This is a genomic window from Castellaniella caeni NBRC 101664 (assembly GCF_001592225.1).
GTDB classification, from domain to species: Bacteria; Pseudomonadota; Gammaproteobacteria; order Burkholderiales; family Burkholderiaceae_B; genus Castellaniella; species Castellaniella caeni.
In genome coordinates this window covers 1-17,250 of record NZ_BCWN01000034.1, presented here as the reverse complement: position 1 = coordinate 17,250, position 17,250 = coordinate 1, and the positions used below count along the sequence as shown (strand labels likewise).

Below are 17,250 nucleotides of genomic sequence, written 5' to 3'. Positions count from 1 at the left end.
GAGTGGGTTACGGCACACCCCACGCAAACTTTAGGGGGGCTTTTACCTCCAACGCCCCTCAGCCGTTCTTCTCAGATATCCAGGCCCGAGCCCATTGATCCAGAAAAGCACCTTCAAGCATCCAGCCATCCAGCACCGCCTGACGCAGAGCATCACCACGAGCGGCCAAGGCATCTAGATCAGCCAGCTGCTCGCGGACGGCCGCTGTCCAATCCTGATAGCAATTGCTTACCCGGGTCACTGGCAAGCCGTCCTGATAGGGCTCGATATCCGTGCAAATGATGGGTACCCCACATACCCCCAGTTCCAACAGGCGCAGATTGCTCTTGCACCGGTTGAACTGATTTTGTTCCAGTGGCACCACGGCCAAATCCAGATTCAGCGCTGCCAATTTGGCCGGGTACTGGTCAATGGGCACCCCGGCATGAAATTCGCAGCGCACGCCCTCGGGCTTCATTCCCATGAAAACCCAATCCACCTCATCTTCCAGGTCTTTGACCAAAGCGCGAATCTCAGCCAAATCTCCTGTGTGGCTGCTGCCGCCAGCCCACCCCAGCCGTGGCTTCTTGCCAGCCTGGCGCCGCCCGGACAAATCACCCCAGATAGGACGAGGCAGGCCATTGAAAGCCACCCGGATATCAGCATGATAATCAGCATACTCATGCGCCAGTGTCGGGGTAGACACCACAATCCAGTCTACCGACTCGATGGCGCGACGCATTTGCCTGATCAAGCCCTGCGGCACGGTTCTGCGGTCAGCACTGCGCGTCGGGATATTAGGCAGATAATCGTCAAACTCCAGAACCACCTTGGCGCCCGTGATCTCGCGCACACGCCGAATTTGCTCAAGGATTCCTTCATTGGCCCAAGCCCCCTGCAGTACGACCGTGTCCGGCTGAATACGCGCAATATCCGTAAAATGAAAATTGCCCAGCTTGACTCCGCCTTCGAGACGCGACTCAGACTCCATCGCCTGATACGGATGCAAAACCCGATAATGGCCACAACCATGCCAATCAGCATGCGAGGCCAAGACCACAGGCAAAGGACGCCCTGGCAAAGGAACTTGAATACGGCTGGCATCTGGGCTCAGGTTGAAACCGGGCGAGCGTCGATCAAATGCCGGATGATAGGCGGGGTCCGATGCCAATTTAGGCAACCATTTGGCATACAGGCGTTCTTCCTGTTCGGCATCTGGCAAGGCCTCTTGCTTGAATTGTTCGGTCAGCAGACGCGTTGCCCCCCCCATATGCTTGAGGCGCACTTCTGAAGCCTGAGTCACCAGGTACCCTGCCTGCCCTGCCCGCAGACACAAGTCGGCATCGCCGTAATAAACCGGAAAGCTCTGCTCATCAAAGCCGCCTAGTTCATCAAAGACTTCGCGGCGCATCATCAGACAAGACGCACTGACTGCCCCCATGTTCTGCGTGGCCATCAAGCGGTTCATGTAGCCGGGCTGCCTGCCATCCATGCCCCTAAATCCAAAACCCACGCTATTGTCCATCCCCAGAACCAGCCCAGCATGCTGAACACGCCCATCCAGATAATCCAGACGAGCCCCAACCGCCCCCACTTCGGGCCGCAAGGCATGCCCCAACAGGCGTTCGAGCCATTCGGGGTCATTAATCTCGATATCGTTATTGAGAAACAGCAGGACGCTACCACGCGCCTGCTGAACAGCAAAATTATTGATGGCTGAGAAATTGAAAGGATGCGGCCAACGCAGGACCCGGACCTGAGAAAGCGCCATACGCTCAAGCTCTACCAGATAGTTCACTGCATCCGGTGCCACACTGCCATTATCAACCAGCAACAGTTCATAGCGCGCGTACGCCGTCTTCTCCATCAAAGACTCTATGCACACCTTCAGGACAGACAACAAATCACGCGTCGGAATGATGATGGAGACAAGAGGCCTGGTATCAACGGGATAGCGAACCACCTGTACCCCAGGCTGCGCCGAGGCTTCAATGCTGGCGGCAATATTCAAACGCTGCAGATGCGCTTCAATAACGTGCTGGAAGGCAGCAACAACAGGGGAAGCCTGAATCCAAGTAAACAGGGCCTGTTCACTGGCGTGCAAAACCTCAGGAATATGCCCCAGCACCGCAGGGCCTACCTGCTCAACCAGCTTCAGAATGAAATCAAGCGGTGCTAAGTCATCAAATGCACTATCCAAACCGCCTACGGCGTTTAGGGCAGCCGTGCTAAATATACAATTGCGGCCAATATACGGATAGCTGCGAACCAGGTCCAGGTTGCAGTCGGGCTTCAGGATCGGATTGACAAACTGCCCATCAGCCAAGAGCGCTTCGTCGGCATACCAGGCCAGCGCATCGGGATGACGCAAGCGATATTCGCCAAACAACAAAGTTGCGTGAGGCAGCAGTACATCACCAGGATTGAACAGCCACACAAAATCAGGCAAAGCATCAGTTTGTGCCAACCATTCGTTCAATGCGACAGGCCCAGGGTGTGCAGATTGCCGAACCCAGACCCCCTGGAGGTCAAGCCCTGAAGGCGGGGCGGCCCCCAACAAAGCAATACTGGAAAATGGATGCTGCTGCGCCTTCAGGCTATCGAGGGTTTGTTGAACCTGAGCGTAGTTTGCATCGTCGGTCAAATAAATAACAGCGCTCAGCGTTTCAATATCTTCTTTTGCATCCAATATTTCGCCTAGTACCCGACAGCGCGCCACCGATGGCGTCCGGTCAATAAACCATTGAGCCAGCGACCATTGTTCGCCACACCCAGGGATGCGCTCAAAGATGGCGGGGTCAAACGCAGTGACGTCGACCCCTTGTTTGGCCACTACTTTCAACCAATAAGGCGCTTCTCCACCCAATATCCAGGATTCAAGGCTGGTCTTGGCCAGTGCCCCATAAGTAGCATCGTATTCAGCCGCCTTGATCACCAAGGTGTAAGCCTTGCTGGCTGCAAAGACCGCCTTACCGAAGCTGACATAATCCTGGCGAGCCAAATGGGCAGCCAGTGCCAGATACACCGACGCACAGATTTTGGGGTCGGCACACCATGCAGGGTCGTCCATCCAGACTCGAAGTGGCCAATGCTCTACCGCACGCACCATACAGGTAGCAAGCTCGAGCCGCATTTTTGATATCTTGGCCTCATCCTGCTGAGAAAAGCTGAGGTTAGTCCCGTGAACCCGATACTCGGTCAAAGGCTCATCGATACGATGGATTTCGCCATGATCAAGCAATCTCAACCAGGCGTCATAATCCTGGGTATACAACAAAAACGGAGAAAACCAGCCAATCTGCCGAAAGACATCTGCTCTGACCATGGCCGATGGGGCATTCAGGAAATTTCCCGAAAACAATTGCTTTCTCAGGTTGTAGATGGGCTGAGCAAACATGTCCGCAACAGCGTCAAGTGCCGCCTGAGTCTCCCCATGAGCATCAATTACCCTAACAGCCGTAAAACACGCAACAACCTCTTGGCGGGACTCCAAGAATTGGACCTGCCTGGCTATTCGATCAGCGCACATCCTATCGTCTGATCCCAACAAGGCGACATACTGACCACGCGCCAACGAAAGAGCGCGGTTGGACGTCAGGGAAACACCCAAATTTTTTGGATTACGCTCACACCGGATGCGATCGGCAAACCTCTTGAACAAATCAAGAACTAAAGCATACGAATCATCGGTAGAAACATCATCTATCACGATGATCTCTACATTTTCGTAAGTCTGGTTCAACACAGACTCGATGCATTCCTCGATGTAGTCTTGATGGTTATAAGAAGCGATACAGACACTGACCAGTGGCAGAGGGTTCTGCGCGATAGATGACATAGCGGGTAACTTTAAAAGACCGAAGCAATTGCGGGGAACAAGACCAGTAGGCCTTTAACGGCTACTGAGCAGCAACCCCCCAGGCTTGGGCCCACTGATCCAAAAAAGCACCTTCCAGCATCCAGCCATCCAGCACCGCCTGGCGCAAGGTATCCCCTTGCTGCGCCAAGGCATCCAAATCGGCTAACTGATCCCGGATAGCGGCCGCCCAATCCTGATAGCGATTACGCACCAAGGTCACGGGCAGGCCACATTGGTAGGGCTCGATATCGGTACAGATGATCGGCACACCGCACGCCCCCAATTCCAAGAGCCGCAAATTGCTCTTGCAGCGATTGAACTGGTTCTGTTCTAGGGGCACCACGGCCAGGTCCAGGTTCAAAGCCGCCAACTGCGCAGGATACTGGTCAATAGGCACCCCAGTATGAAATTCGCAGCGTACGCCTTCAGGCTTCATCCCCATGAAAACCCAATCCACCTCATCTTCTAAATCTTTGACCAAGGCACGGATCTCAGCCAGGTCACCTGTATGGCTGCTGCCCCCCGCCCAGCCAACCCTGGGCTTTTTGCCCACTTGGCGTTGGCCGAACAACTCGCCCCAGATCGAGCGTGGCAGGCCATTGAAAGCGACCCGGATGTCCTGATGATAATTCGCGTATTCGTGTGCCAGCACAGGCGTGGACACGACGATCCAATCAGCACTCTCAATTGCGCGGCGCATCTGTTTGACCAAGCCCCGGGGTACCAGCTTGCGGTAGGCGCTACGCGTGGGAATATTGGGCAAGTAGTCATCAAATTCCAGCACCACTTTGGCCCCTGTGGTTTCCCTGAAGCGATTGATTTGATCCGAGATACCCAGATTAGCCCACGCCCCCTGCAAAACAATCGTATCAGGCTCGATCCTGGCCACATCCGTAAAATGAAAGCTGCCCAGCTTCACGCCGCCTTCCAGGCGCAATTCAGATTCCATCGCCTGATACGGATGCAAGATCCGGTAGTAGCCACAACCATGCCAATCGGCGTGCGCGGCCAGCACAACAGGCAAAGGACGACCAGGCAAGGGCTCATGGATACGGCTGCCATCTGGACTCAGGCCGAACCCAGGTGAGAACCGGCCAAAGCTAGGGTGGTATGCCGGATCGCGTGCTAGCTGAGGCAACCACTTAATATACAGCCGGTCTTCCTGCCCCGCATCAGGCAAGGCCGCTTGTCCAAATTTTTCTGAGAACAGACGGGTTGCCCCTCCCATATGCTGCAAACGGGCCTCGGCAGCCAAGGTGACCAAATACCCTGCCTGAGTAGCGCGCAGGCACAAGTCTGCATCACTGAAATACACCGGAAAGTCTTGCTCGTCAAAGCCCCCCAACTCGTTAAAGGTATCTTTACGGATCATCAGACAAGAGCCGGTGACCGCTCCGACATTCTGCGTTGCGCACAAACGATCCATATAACCAGAACTGGCACCCGAAAGGCCTCGGAACCCAAAACCCACGCTATTATCCAGCCCCAACACCAGGCCTGCGTGCTGCACCCGTCCATCGGGATAATCCAGGCGCGCGCCCACGACCCCGACCTCTGGACGCAAGGCATGGCCAACCATCAAAGACAGCCAATCGGCATGCATAATCTCGACATCATTATCCAAGAAAAGCAGGATGTCTCCTTGGGCTTGTGCTGCAGCAAAATTGCCAATGGCCGAAAAACTGAATGAACCAGGCCAATGCAATACGCGGACCTGATTGATCCCCATGAACTCTAACTGGGTCAGAAACTGAATCGCCCCCGGTTCTGCACTGCCATTGTCAACCAGTAAAAGCTCATAATTGATATAGCTAGTCTTCTCCATCAGGCTTTCGACGCAGGCCTGTAACACCGACAACTGATCCCGCGTCGGTACGATAATGGAGACTCGCGGTTGATTATTTAACGGATAATCGACACGATTAACCCCCAGAGTTGCACTGGGCACCACCTGCGCATCAGAGCCTATCCGCACAAAGTGCGCCTGCGTCACAGCAGGAAACCACACCATGGTCTCGGCATGACTGACCCAATCCATCAAGCCCACCGGGCTGAGCAACAAAACTTCGGGCACATGCCCAACCACCCCGGGCCCCGCCTGCTCGACAAGACGCCAGATAAGGTCAATCGGAGCAAGATCCACCACGCGCGCATCCAGCCCGCCCACGGCCTGCACGACAGCGGTACTGATCGCTACACTACGCCCCACATAGGGGTAACTGCGCAGCAAGTCAATGTTGAAATCTGGTTTGAGCATCGGATTGGCTGCCCCATCCTTACCCTGTACAGCCTCATCCGCATACCAGACTAAAGGATCGGGTTGACGCAAACGATATTCACCCATCAAGAGGGTGGCATGCGGCAAAAGCTGGTCGCCCGCTTGCAAAATCCAAAGAAAATCTGGCGCACCGCCCTGCGCAACACGATCTGACAGCAACTGGGGCCAGGGCGCATCCCCTTCGACGCGCTCGGCTTTCAGGGAACCCCCTGCACCCGGCGCCCCTGCACCAATCAACCACACACTATCGACTGGCCGATGCTGCGCCCCCAGGCTGGATAAAGTATCGGCCACAGCCAGTGGGTCTGTGTCCTGGGGAGCGATAACGGCAACCCCCAGGGTTCCAACCTCTGCATTGGCCCCAAGCATTGTCTGAATCGCCAGAATGCGGGCAGCCGACGGTGTGCGGTCACGCATCCACTCGGGTATCCCCCACTGAGTGCCCTGGCCTCTTGTTGCATCCTGCCTGGCACGACGCCCAGCCTGCACTTTTTCATTTTTAGTTTCCGGATACCGAGCGTAGATCTTTTCATAAAACGACGGTAGGCGATCCTGCTCACGGGTCAGCATGGACTCTTCCTGACCCTTTATCCGCTGATGCACCTCGGCAGTTACCTGGGGCACCCGATAGAACGGGTAACAAGACACCAGGCGCAATAACATGTCCCAGTCTTCAAATACGTCTAATGTCGTGTCAAACCCACCAATAACATCCACCGCCCGTCGCGGATGCACCCAGGTATTGACGGGTATATAGTTACTGACAAAGAGCCCATCGCGATCGAATGCATCATGCGCTGTCGGAAACGAGCGACTCACTTCGATCCGCCTGCCCTCTTCAATTTTTTCCTGAACATAGACTACATTGGTATAGGCCACCGAATCAGGATGCTGCAGCAAGGCTTCTGACAGGCGCTGCAAATGATCTGGCAGGTAGATATCGTCATCATCCAGGTAAGCCACATAACGACCACGAGCCAGTTTCAGACCCGCATTACGCGCAGCCGACAGCCCTTGATTGCTGCCCTGCCGCAGATAGGTGAGCGGAAATGGATAGCTGCCCAGCACATGCTCTACTGGTCTGCCACAGTCATTGACCAGAATGACTTCAAAATCTGTAAATTGCTGGGCACCAAGACTGGCCAATGCATCGACCAACAAATTTTCGCGATTGTAGGTGGTCAGGATGACTGAGAAGAAGTACACATCATCCGCATCGGAGCTTACAGAAAATAGGGCTTTATGGATATCATCGTGCTGTTTTTGATATTTTTTCTGCACATCAGCACCGTAGCCATTAAAGCGTTGCTGGTAAAGCGCCCAAACAGAATCAGCAGCGCACATCAGTTGGGCGCGCCCCACCGGGTCGGCCAGATTGTTCTCAAGGATGATCGTATGCTCGGCCAGCGGACGATCCGACCCATAAAAGCTCTTGGACACCTGACCATCATGAATCCGATACCCGATTGTCGCTTGGCGCAAGAATACAAAATCAGGGAAAGAGCGGGCAATCCGAGTCCAGAGCTCCCAATCACCCGCCAGCAGATCGGGCGCATGAACCAGGCCATCTGGCCGGCGTATCGTATCTAATGCGCAACGACGTAGCATCACGGCCGACGGAGTAATGTAATTGTCGTAAGTCAACAGATCGGCAATCTCATTGCGATGTCCAAAATAAGCATGCGGCCGATGGCCTGGGTGATCTGCAAAGCAAATCAACTGCCCTTTTTCATCGATCCAGTTGCATTGCACGTAGGCCAATGCGGATTCTGGGTGTAGTTCCAGGGCCGAATATAGCGCTTTCAAGTGGCCTGGATACATGATGTCGTCTGACCCTAGCACGACCACATACTTGCCGCTGCCTGCGTCTACGCAGCGGTTGTAATTGCCGGTCATACCCAAGTTTTTCGAGTTCTGACGAAATGAGTAGCGGGCATCCTCTACGTACTGTTCGAGAACCGATATCGTGTGATCCGTAGAACAATCATCAAAAACCAACAACTCAAAGGATACGTCCTCTTGAGACAAAACCGACTCAATCGTTTCACCAATGAAGTGGCTATTGTTATAGGACATGACTGCAACAGTCACATCAACCGCAGAATACTGTGACATACAAGCCTCAAAACTCACATCCTCACCCAATCAGCGGGCATTCGCTCAGAAAATAGAGCTTCTATATTGGACGCAAAATAATTCTCGCTGCTTTCAGGATTAAATATCAACCAATCCCGAAAATCAGCCACCTGCTGCCGCACAAACGCCATATGCAACATAACCAGGCGGACCCTTTCCACCAGTTCGCTCAGATTCCGAATGACCAAACCGATATTTTCACGACACTCAAATTGAATACCAACTTTCCCTGCTTCAGAATCCAAGTCCGGAGCAAAAAACAAAGCAGGTTTGGAAAATGCAAAAGCATAGGTAAAGCCAGTACCAGATATATCGGTCAACATCAAATGGCTTTTAGCATAGGACTGGTGGTAATTTGCCGATCGGTCTAAAGAAAACAAGTCATGCTTATTAAAGCGCGACACAATACGCTCGACCACAGGCCTATCTTGGTCCCGCCAAGACTCCATATGCGGCCTAAAAACCACCTTGATGCCCGCTGTTATCAGGGCCTCGACAATAGGTTCACCGTACTGTCCAAGTACAGAAAATTGGCTGTTGGCGTAATAAGCATGCGTAGGGGCAAAGACCACCGTCACAGGGTCATTCGGTAATGCGCTATGCGCATATCCAAGCAACTTTCTCTGGCCATCCAACTTTGGATAGCCTACAGACATCAGCACCTTGCCTTGCCAACCACGCGCTTTACCCAGCGCAAGAAATTCTTCTATATGGTTTCTACCTGCACAGGCAATGGCATCATAGTGATCAAACATGCTTGCATCGTAGACCCCTTCCAGGCTCACTAATGACACTAAAAAGTGGACGCGTAGCGCCCGCTTTGGAAAGCAGGTGGCCTGACCAACCAGAGGGGTGAGATACAAATCTGCTTCCTGGCTCTCCAGCAAACTCAACGGCACGTCAAACCGATATTCAATACCGGGGGCACGCGCCAATGGATAGACATCTGCCGAAAAAGCACAAAAACAGCGTACCTGCCAACCACGGACTTTCAGTAAATCCGGAATGCTCCCCAGGTTAAGCACATGAGAAACATGATGAAAATAGCAGATCACCGAACGCATCATGCCACCGGAGCTTTCGCTCGGACCAAGGTTATAAAATCATGGTAGCTACGGATATAGTCATCAGCATCATAACCATGAGAAGCAAAGACAAGTAGCACCGCGTCTTGCGTATAAGCATACTGACTGGCCCAGACCATAGCGGGCAGGAACAGCCCCTGACGGCTGTGGCTTAACTCGAACTCTTGACGCGCATGGCCATCGTCCACCACTACTCGCAAACTACCGCGCACACAAACCAGAAATTGCTCACATACACGATGCGCATGTTCGCCACGTACATCCTTGCTGGGCACGTCAAACACCATAAAATACCGCTTGGGAACAAAAGGCACTTCTTGCCCAAAATGCCCAACAGTCAAGCTGCCACGCATGTCCTGAAAGCAAGGAAACTCTTTCAGAAAAACGCCTGACACCTGCGAACGTGTTGCCTGAGTATCGAACTGAGACTTATCAAGCAATTGACTGGTTTGTTCTTGATGAGCCTGCTCAGATGTGACATAACCTACAATTCTGGCGGGATTGCCCGTCACAATAGCATAGGGGGGTACCGATCGAGTGACCACGGCCCCTGCCCCGACCATGGCATGCTGCCCCACAGTCAGGCCAGGCAAGATCGTTGCATTGGCACCAATGGAAGCCCCTGTTTCAACTATCGTCGGCAAAAACACCTGTGGATACTGCTTACTACGAGGAAACCGATCATTAGTGAAGGTGGCATTGGGCCCGACAAAGACATCGTGCCCCAGGCGAATACCATCCCACAACTGCACCCCACACTTCACCGTGACACGATCACCCAACACGACATCGTTTTCAATAAACACGTGGTCGCAAATATTGCAGTCAACCCCAATCTGCGCCTTCGGAAGCACATGAGCAAACGCCCAGATTCGCGTCCCCGCACCTACCAAGGTGCTTTCGCACACTCCCAACGGGTGAACAAAATAACTCATAATTTTCCCCGCAACGACTGTACGGCGCGACTGCATGCCTGAACGACTAGATCTACTTCAGCATCAAGCATCTCGGGAAAGCAAGGAAGCGTCAAAACCCTGGTGCAAGCCGCTTCCGTCACGGGCAAAGTTATATTCACACCATCGGTGTATGCCAATTGCCGATGGTCGGGGATTGGGTAATGCACATCGCAGCCGACGCCTTGATCAACCAGAGCGGCCTGCACAGCAGCCCGACGCTCAACTTCCAACACGCACAGATGTACAACATCAGCCTCATCCGGATAAGGAGGTAACCCCCAACCCAAACCATCCAACTCGGCACGGTAGCGGCGCACGATCTGACGCCGTCGCGCATTCCAACCATCCAAAAACGGCAACTTGGCCCGCAAGACAGCCGCCTGGATCTCATCCAAGCGGCTGTTGCGCCCCCCCCGATAATCACTTTTATACTTGGCAACCCAACCATACTGGCGCAGGCTCAACAACCGGGCATGTAAGGATTCATCCCCCCCCACCACCATACCGCCATCACCCAGCGCCCCAAGGTTCTTAGTTGGGTAAAAACTAAAGGTGGCCAAGTCGCCCCAACTGCCCGCACGCCGCCCCAATCGACTGGCCCCATGCGCCTGGGCGCAGTCCTCGATTACAGGCACCCCATACGCCCGCGTCACTTCGAGTATGGCCGCCATATCCACCATGCGTCCATACAAATGGGTCACAACCAAGGCTCGTACCTGTGACGAGTCCAAGACGCGAGACAAAGCACTTGGATCTATTAACAAAGAACCTGGCAAAACATCGACATAGCAAGGAACTGCCCCAACCGCGCGAATAGCAGTGCCTGCATACATGCCAGCATTAGCCACCGTCGCTACATAATTACCCGATTGAACCCCCAATGCTCTGAGCGCAAGCTCGAGTGCATCGGTCCCATTACCCACCCCGACTGCCCATGAAGTGCCAAGAAAAGAGGAAAATTCATGCTCAAAGGCCGTACACTCAGGCCCCAATATGTAATAACCCCGATCCAGCACACGAGCCATCGCTGCCTGCAAGGCAGTTTCAAGAGGCTGGTTATGACGCTTGAGATCGTTAATGGCCAATGTCATCAAAGCTCACCTCTGAGTACGCAGCAAGATCACTGCTCGAATCCACTTCACCCCAAGCACCGCTGACTGGCACAGTCTGAATTCGCCAACCAGCGGTTAACCCCCGACTTAACAACGACGTCATGTCCAGGCGGTCAACTTCGACGGGGCTCAACTGCTTCAACAGCGCTACCATGTCATACCACCCCCCAGGGGTCAGCCGAAGCAAACCCATGTACTGCCCCTCGATGGTATCTGCCGATTGACTGCGCTGGCCGATTTCCAGCAACAGCCCATCTGCGCCACGCCGAAATGTTTCTGCATCCAGCAGTGGGTTCGCAAAACGGCGCCCCCAGACGGCCAGCCAATCAGGGTCATACGACAGGGCAATCAACTCACTACTGGCGGCTAGTCGTCGAACCGTGTCTGCCGAATAGAAGATATCGCTATAACTGACAATGCAATTACCTTCAGCCAACCACTGAGCAGCAGACTCCAGGCTACGAATCATATTCGTCTGCTGCCAACGCTGATTTTCAAAATAATGGACCTCCTCAGTGAACAGATGCCCACAATAACCTCGGACAATCGCAATATCTCGAATACCGGCCGCACGCAATGCCATCAGCTGCCAATCTAGTAGCCTATGCCCGTGCAACTTCACAAAACACTTAGGCTGTTCGTCAGTCATCGTGCCCATGCGGCTGCCTCGGCCTGCCGCCAGTATGATCGCCTTCGTTTGCATCAACACACTCAATTAAGAATTAGTAATAAATATTGGCCATATCCTCACAGGCTCTGCAAGCCTGTCAGGGCTATTAGCCTTTCAACATCCCTAGCAACAAAAGGCTGCTCACGCTCGGGGTGCCACATCCAGCCCTCCCAGGGCAAGACTCGATGTCGTATCGCCTCAATTTCACCATCTATGCTTCGAGCTAGCACTTCATAACCATTGGGACAAGCTTGTAGGGAATACGCGTGATAGCTATTCACTTCTGCACAGATCTTTCCGTGCACCAGATGTCGGGTCCGGATATGGCCCACTACAGGGCGTAATGCTACCCCGGCAAAATGTGCCATCATCTGCATACCACGACAAATGCCCAGAACAGGCACTGCATGCATGTATGCATGCTCTAGCAACACCCACTCAACAGCATCGCGCTGCGGGTCTTCTCCAAGATCATTGCCGCCCGACAGAACGATCATCTCCGGCCGGATTCTATCCAACCACTCGCCCAGCCTTTCTCCTAAGCTGCTGGGCACTGGCACAGACAATAAAGAGGCCTGCAATAGGAACTCTGTCAACAAACGATCCAGTGCATCACGCGTTTCCTGGCGGCCAGGGTAGACATCTACGCGTTGGCTGACAGCAGTCAATTTCACGATAGAACCTCTCAAGCCACCACATCAACACGGCGGCCTGCGCAGTCGATATGCAGGCGGCGGGCACCCGACCAACGCTTATACAAAATCTCTCCAGCGCCAATCACGGCAGGCAGGCCAAGCTCTCCCGCCCGAATGGACATATGCGAATTAGCCCCTCCCCAGGCCGTCACCAGCCCCGCAATTGGGTAAGAAAACAGCCAATCGAAGCCAGGATCTGCATTGGGAATACAGACGACGGCGCCTGCCAGAGCATGCCGATCCGTACAATCAGCTACCCGCGCCAGCACCTGCTTCTGCGTAATAAAGTTGGGCGCTGATTCGGGCCACTCGAACGCCAAAATATCATCTGGCCTTGCAATCAAAGGCGGCAAAGATAATTTGAGCGTGTCTGCATAACGCGCCTTGCCTTGCGCTATGCTGCGTTGTAGTAAATCCATTGGGTCGGCTGCAGCTGCGTACAACTCTTGAAACACAGAAAGATCACAGTAAGCCAGATCTTCTCTGTTAACCCCATACCGGTCGCCAAATTCAACCATCAAGGCCAAGGCGTCTGACAGGTTTCGAGTGAATTTGAATTTAGCCAGTTCTCGCAGTTCGATGCCTGCCTGCATGAAGTCAAACAAACCGACAGGGTCTGGATGTAGGCCATGCTCACGTAACAAGCCAACCACCTCACGCATCTGCGGCAAGGTCAAGGAAAACGGCCTGATAGGGTCTGGCGGCAAAGGCTTTTGCGTCCAATCAAAGTAGAGATCGGGCGCTTCATCGTAGCGCAATGACAACACATCATATGTGCCGGGCCGCAAATGCCCGTAGCGACCTAAGAACGTCACACGGTCCAAACTGGCTCTATCGCGAGCCAGTTGACCACTAACCGTAGATACCCCGCCGACAAAACCATCATAATCCGACTGAGAAAATACCCCAACAGAAACCAACGACTTCAACATCTGAACTGCGATGAACCCTGCTCGTGCCAAGCCAGCAAATGGCAAAGTTCCATAGCGCTTGGCATCTTCCAACAGCCAATATATACGCCCGATGGAATCCAGCGAAGAAGCCTGCAAGGCCTCACGCCGCGCATCAAGCACGGCCAGTTTCTCAGCATCCCCTCGCCACAGGCCTTCCTTGGGATGAACAATACGATTGGTGAGTCTACGTAAGCTTTGCGTCAATTGATTGCATTCATGGCTGGAAAATCCTGCCTGCAGAAGACGGTCAAGACGCTGGGGCAAATCAAGTGTATAGCAGGAAAAGACAACATCGAATTCAACCTTGTCATGCAAGGCAGGTTCCGCCAACAATGTATCAATATAATAATCAACCAGGCGCCCAGCTAAGCCTTCATCCAAATCTTCCGGAATAAAAGAATTGAATGACAATCGAACATCAACATAAGGCAGCCCAAAAAAATGCGGCATCAACGGAAAACTGCGTAAATTTCTATAGCCATAATTGTGGCGTTGATAGGCCCAAATGGAATCCGTCACCAGATTTCGATACAAGGACAAGGCCAGTGGCTTGGGGCGGATACCAACAATTTCTGCGGGATTCCAATCTGGCATAATGCCATAAACGGCTCGCCGTCCCATCAAAAACGGATGCGGCATCATTGCGTGCTCGATTTTCTGGCGAATAGCCATCAGGCGACTTGCCTGTTGTTCAGGAGACTCGACTGGACCCGATAGAATTAGCGGCCGCGCTTGCAATAGCCACAGAACCTCATGTTCACCCTCTTGTGTAAAAGCAAACTCACAATCAACTGGCACGCCCCCAAAAAGCAGTAGCAACTCATTGAGCAGCTCAATAACAGGAGCAATCGCCGGTGGAGCCACTTGCTCAGTCAGGGCCGCTTGCTGCCATACATGTCCACTCAATCCTCCAGTCACCGCGGCCGTATCCCTACCCTCCGACCAATTAATGACGCGATAGGGGGCACATGTATTGGGATCGTGCGAAAAAGCGACGCCCGCACGCAAGACCCTATTGAGCATGGGCTGAATAAGGACTTCATCTTCTGGAAGGTGTTGACCGTACGATTGAAAGACCCGATCAATCGCGCCAGGCAACTGATCCCGATTTACATCCAGCACAGACAGAAATGCACCTGCATTTGATGCGGTCATACTATCTTCAAGCGCACAGCTGGAACGGACAATCCACGGCCCGGCCCCAAGCACCCGAGAAACCAGGGCCAGCTGCGCATCTCGGCCATCGTCCCACGCTACTAAGGTAAAAGAAACCCCCAGAGGCAGCCTGGCAGAGTTCAACTGACCGTCCAAAGCAGCCAAGGTGCCCGCCTTCGTAGAAAAGGATAAAGCCATTGAATGCTAGCCCTTGCGCCTTGCGGACCAAGCCCGAGTCAGGTAAGTTGCCTCAACAAACGGCAAACTCGCTACCTTACTTTCAACAAACCGAAGGAATTTGCTGAAATTATCACTTCCTAATTGAGCCTGTAGATCATTAACAGAGCGCCAAGCACCGACATAACGCTCTGGAGACATCTGAATTACATGTCGACCTTCCAGATAAACCACATCATCAAAGTACGTAGACCCCCACAACATTTCTGTCAACCTGTCCGTTATCCCAGATCTCCCAGAAGACACTCGTTTAATATTCTTTTTATAGAGTGAAAGATGCTCTTCTATCTCCATCAACAATGGATTCAACTCAATCAAACGAGGATTCCAGAGCGCAGTAAACCTGCCCTCTGGACGCAATATGCGGTGAAACTCGCGAGTTGATGATTCAAAATCCGCCCAATGGAAGCTGGAAGCCATCGTTACCCAATCAGCGACCTGATCACCTAAGCCTGTTTTTTCAGCGCTACCCGGAAGCCAGGCAACAGCAAGAGACGCACTATCAGCCATCCCCGCCGCTCTCATATCGGCGTTAGGCTCAACCGCCACCGCAGACTTGACACCAGCCGCCTGAACCATCCGGGTCCAGATACCCGTACCCGCTCCGACATCCACAAAATCAACGTCTGCAGGCCTTTTCTTCAACAAACCAAAGAGCCCATTCAGTATTGAAGGACAATAATCTGGCCTGTACTGAGAATAATCACCAGCAAGCCCTGTGAAATCACCTTGACGCGGCACGCCCTGCATTATGCATTCCTCATTAAATCAATTTTCTTAGCCAGCATTTCCCCGAGAAGCGCTGGTTCTTCATTCAGATCAGAAACAATCTCGACATCTGGATTGACAGGATCATCCACGGGAAGATCCAGGCCTGCTACAGATTGAATCTCTCCCATACCAAAACGACGATATATCCCCTTCGGATCACGCTTTATCAAGGCCTCTATTGTTGATCTCAGATAGACCTCAAAGTACCCTGGAATGTTCTTCCGATTCCACGCATAGACCTCGTGAAACATGGAAATCGTAGCGATTACAACAATCTGCCCTTGCAACGCCAACAAACGGCATAGTTTCCCGTATTGCAAAGCCAACCCAAGGCGACCCGCACGATCCAGCTTAGCGCCATCAAACGCCGAATGCCCAAAGACATCCCTCAGTTCATCACCATCCAGCAGCACGACTGACAAACCATCCTTCCTGAGTCGCGCCACGAGCTCTTGAGCAAGTGTGGACTTTCCGGCCCCGGACAGGCCCGTAATCCATATCACGCGCCCAGGCACGATCGCAGGATGAACCGAAACATCTTTCATGAAACCCTCTTATCTTGCGCTACGCGCGGGCAACGGACACAGGACAGCCGGCCAAGCTGAAACGCACCTGCGGTGTCGACCTCAAAGCCGGGAGAGAGAAATAGTGTACGGGTCCTCACCTGTCAGCAATCTTCAGAACAAACCCGATTCGTCCCCACATGGCCAAGCATAGGCATGGATCTTGCAGTGAGGAGCGGCCTTTCTCTCACACAAGCCCGGACAACTGCGTTCCCATCTTGGCCATGCCACCTTAGAAAATTCCGTGATAAGGCGAGATGGGGGAAGCTTACGCCCTCACCAGGTTCGGCATTAACTGACGAGCAATAATGTCCTCCTTGGACGTCCCCAAACTGACGAATGTCATCGGTGAGCCACGAGAGGCTATTAGCGCGCATCGTCGTCACCCCGCAGGAAACGACAGCACCCTTCGCTCGTCAAAGGCTTGACGGCATCCGCCAGCGTCTAATCGATGACGGCGCCCCCCCTCATAGCACACAAAAACCTCCGCCGGCTTATTTAGAGGTTTCCGAGCGGGTGACTTGCTGATTCAAAGAATTCAATTTTCGCATCAGACTTATTTAAATAGGACATCATCTGATGAGCAAGGCCACATTTTTCATGTTTTTTAAGGTCAGAATAAACTCCAATATAAATATTTGACACACCACTATTTATAATAGCTTCCAACACATGCCCATCGTAGTCTTTATTTAAACTATGCCCAAATATCACCAAACCACCGGTGGCACCAAGCAGTGCCTCATAGCAAAATGACAAATAAGAGTTCCCCCTAATCCTGCTTAACTTCCCTGATGAACA

General features: G+C 53.0%; 11 protein-coding genes. All 11 read right to left on the bottom strand.

Translation table 11 applies throughout. The annotated features are described in order from the left end of the window. Nucleotides 1-58 precede the first annotated feature (58 nt). Nucleotides 59-3,817, bottom strand: coding sequence for a glycosyltransferase (locus tag CCA01S_RS14630; protein WP_066459824.1), 3,759 nt, complete (start codon nucleotides 3,815-3,817; stop codon nucleotides 59-61). A 61-nt stretch (nucleotides 3,818-3,878) separates the two neighbouring features. Next, the gene (locus CCA01S_RS14625; protein ID WP_084386818.1) at nucleotides 3,879-8,231 is read right to left on the bottom strand and encodes a glycosyltransferase; all 4,353 of its coding nucleotides are present in this window, start codon (nucleotides 8,229-8,231) and stop codon (nucleotides 3,879-3,881) included. Between the two features lie 14 nt (nucleotides 8,232-8,245). Then, the gene (locus tag CCA01S_RS15750) at nucleotides 8,246-9,319 is read right to left on the bottom strand and encodes a CDP-glycerol glycerophosphotransferase family protein (RefSeq protein WP_146030659.1); all 1,074 of its coding nucleotides are present in this window, start codon (nucleotides 9,317-9,319) and stop codon (nucleotides 8,246-8,248) included. After that, nucleotides 9,316-10,272, bottom strand: a complete 957-nt coding sequence (locus tag CCA01S_RS15460; RefSeq protein ID WP_084386817.1) for a WxcM-like domain-containing protein — start codon at nucleotides 10,270-10,272, stop codon at nucleotides 9,316-9,318. The genes CCA01S_RS15750 and CCA01S_RS15460 overlap by 4 nt, the downstream gene beginning before the upstream one ends. Beyond that, entirely contained in the window at nucleotides 10,269-11,384 is a 1,116-nt protein-coding gene (locus CCA01S_RS15455) for a DegT/DnrJ/EryC1/StrS family aminotransferase (RefSeq protein ID WP_084386816.1), read from the bottom strand. Before CCA01S_RS15455 ends, CCA01S_RS15460 begins: the two co-directional genes overlap by 4 nt. Next, nucleotides 11,368-12,108 (bottom strand): phosphocholine cytidylyltransferase family protein, encoded by a 741-nt coding sequence (locus CCA01S_RS14605; RefSeq protein ID WP_066459817.1) that lies wholly within the window; start codon nucleotides 12,106-12,108, stop codon nucleotides 11,368-11,370. The genes CCA01S_RS15455 and CCA01S_RS14605 overlap by 17 nt, the downstream gene beginning before the upstream one ends. Before the next feature lie 44 nt (nucleotides 12,109-12,152). After that, a complete protein-coding gene (locus tag CCA01S_RS15450; RefSeq protein ID WP_084386815.1) occupies nucleotides 12,153-12,749 on the bottom strand; it encodes a gamma-glutamyl-gamma-aminobutyrate hydrolase family protein in 597 nt (198 codons plus the stop codon). Nucleotides 12,750-12,760: 11 nt separating this feature from the next. Continuing rightward, nucleotides 12,761-15,076, bottom strand: a complete 2,316-nt coding sequence (locus CCA01S_RS14600) for a PEP/pyruvate-binding domain-containing protein (RefSeq protein ID WP_066459814.1) — start codon at nucleotides 15,074-15,076, stop codon at nucleotides 12,761-12,763. 6 nt (nucleotides 15,077-15,082) lie between these two features. Next, nucleotides 15,083-15,865: a class I SAM-dependent methyltransferase gene (locus tag CCA01S_RS15445; protein ID WP_084386814.1), complete on the bottom strand. Its 783-nt coding sequence runs from the start codon at nucleotides 15,863-15,865 to the stop codon at nucleotides 15,083-15,085. Continuing rightward, the gene (locus CCA01S_RS14595; protein ID WP_066459812.1) at nucleotides 15,865-16,431 is read right to left on the bottom strand and encodes an adenylyl-sulfate kinase; all 567 of its coding nucleotides are present in this window, start codon (nucleotides 16,429-16,431) and stop codon (nucleotides 15,865-15,867) included. Before CCA01S_RS14595 ends, CCA01S_RS15445 begins: the two co-directional genes overlap by 1 nt. 516 nt (nucleotides 16,432-16,947) lie before the next feature. Beyond that, nucleotides 16,948-17,250: DUF4917 family protein (locus CCA01S_RS15745; protein WP_157076552.1), on the bottom strand; the 303-nt coding region annotated here is incomplete at its 5' end.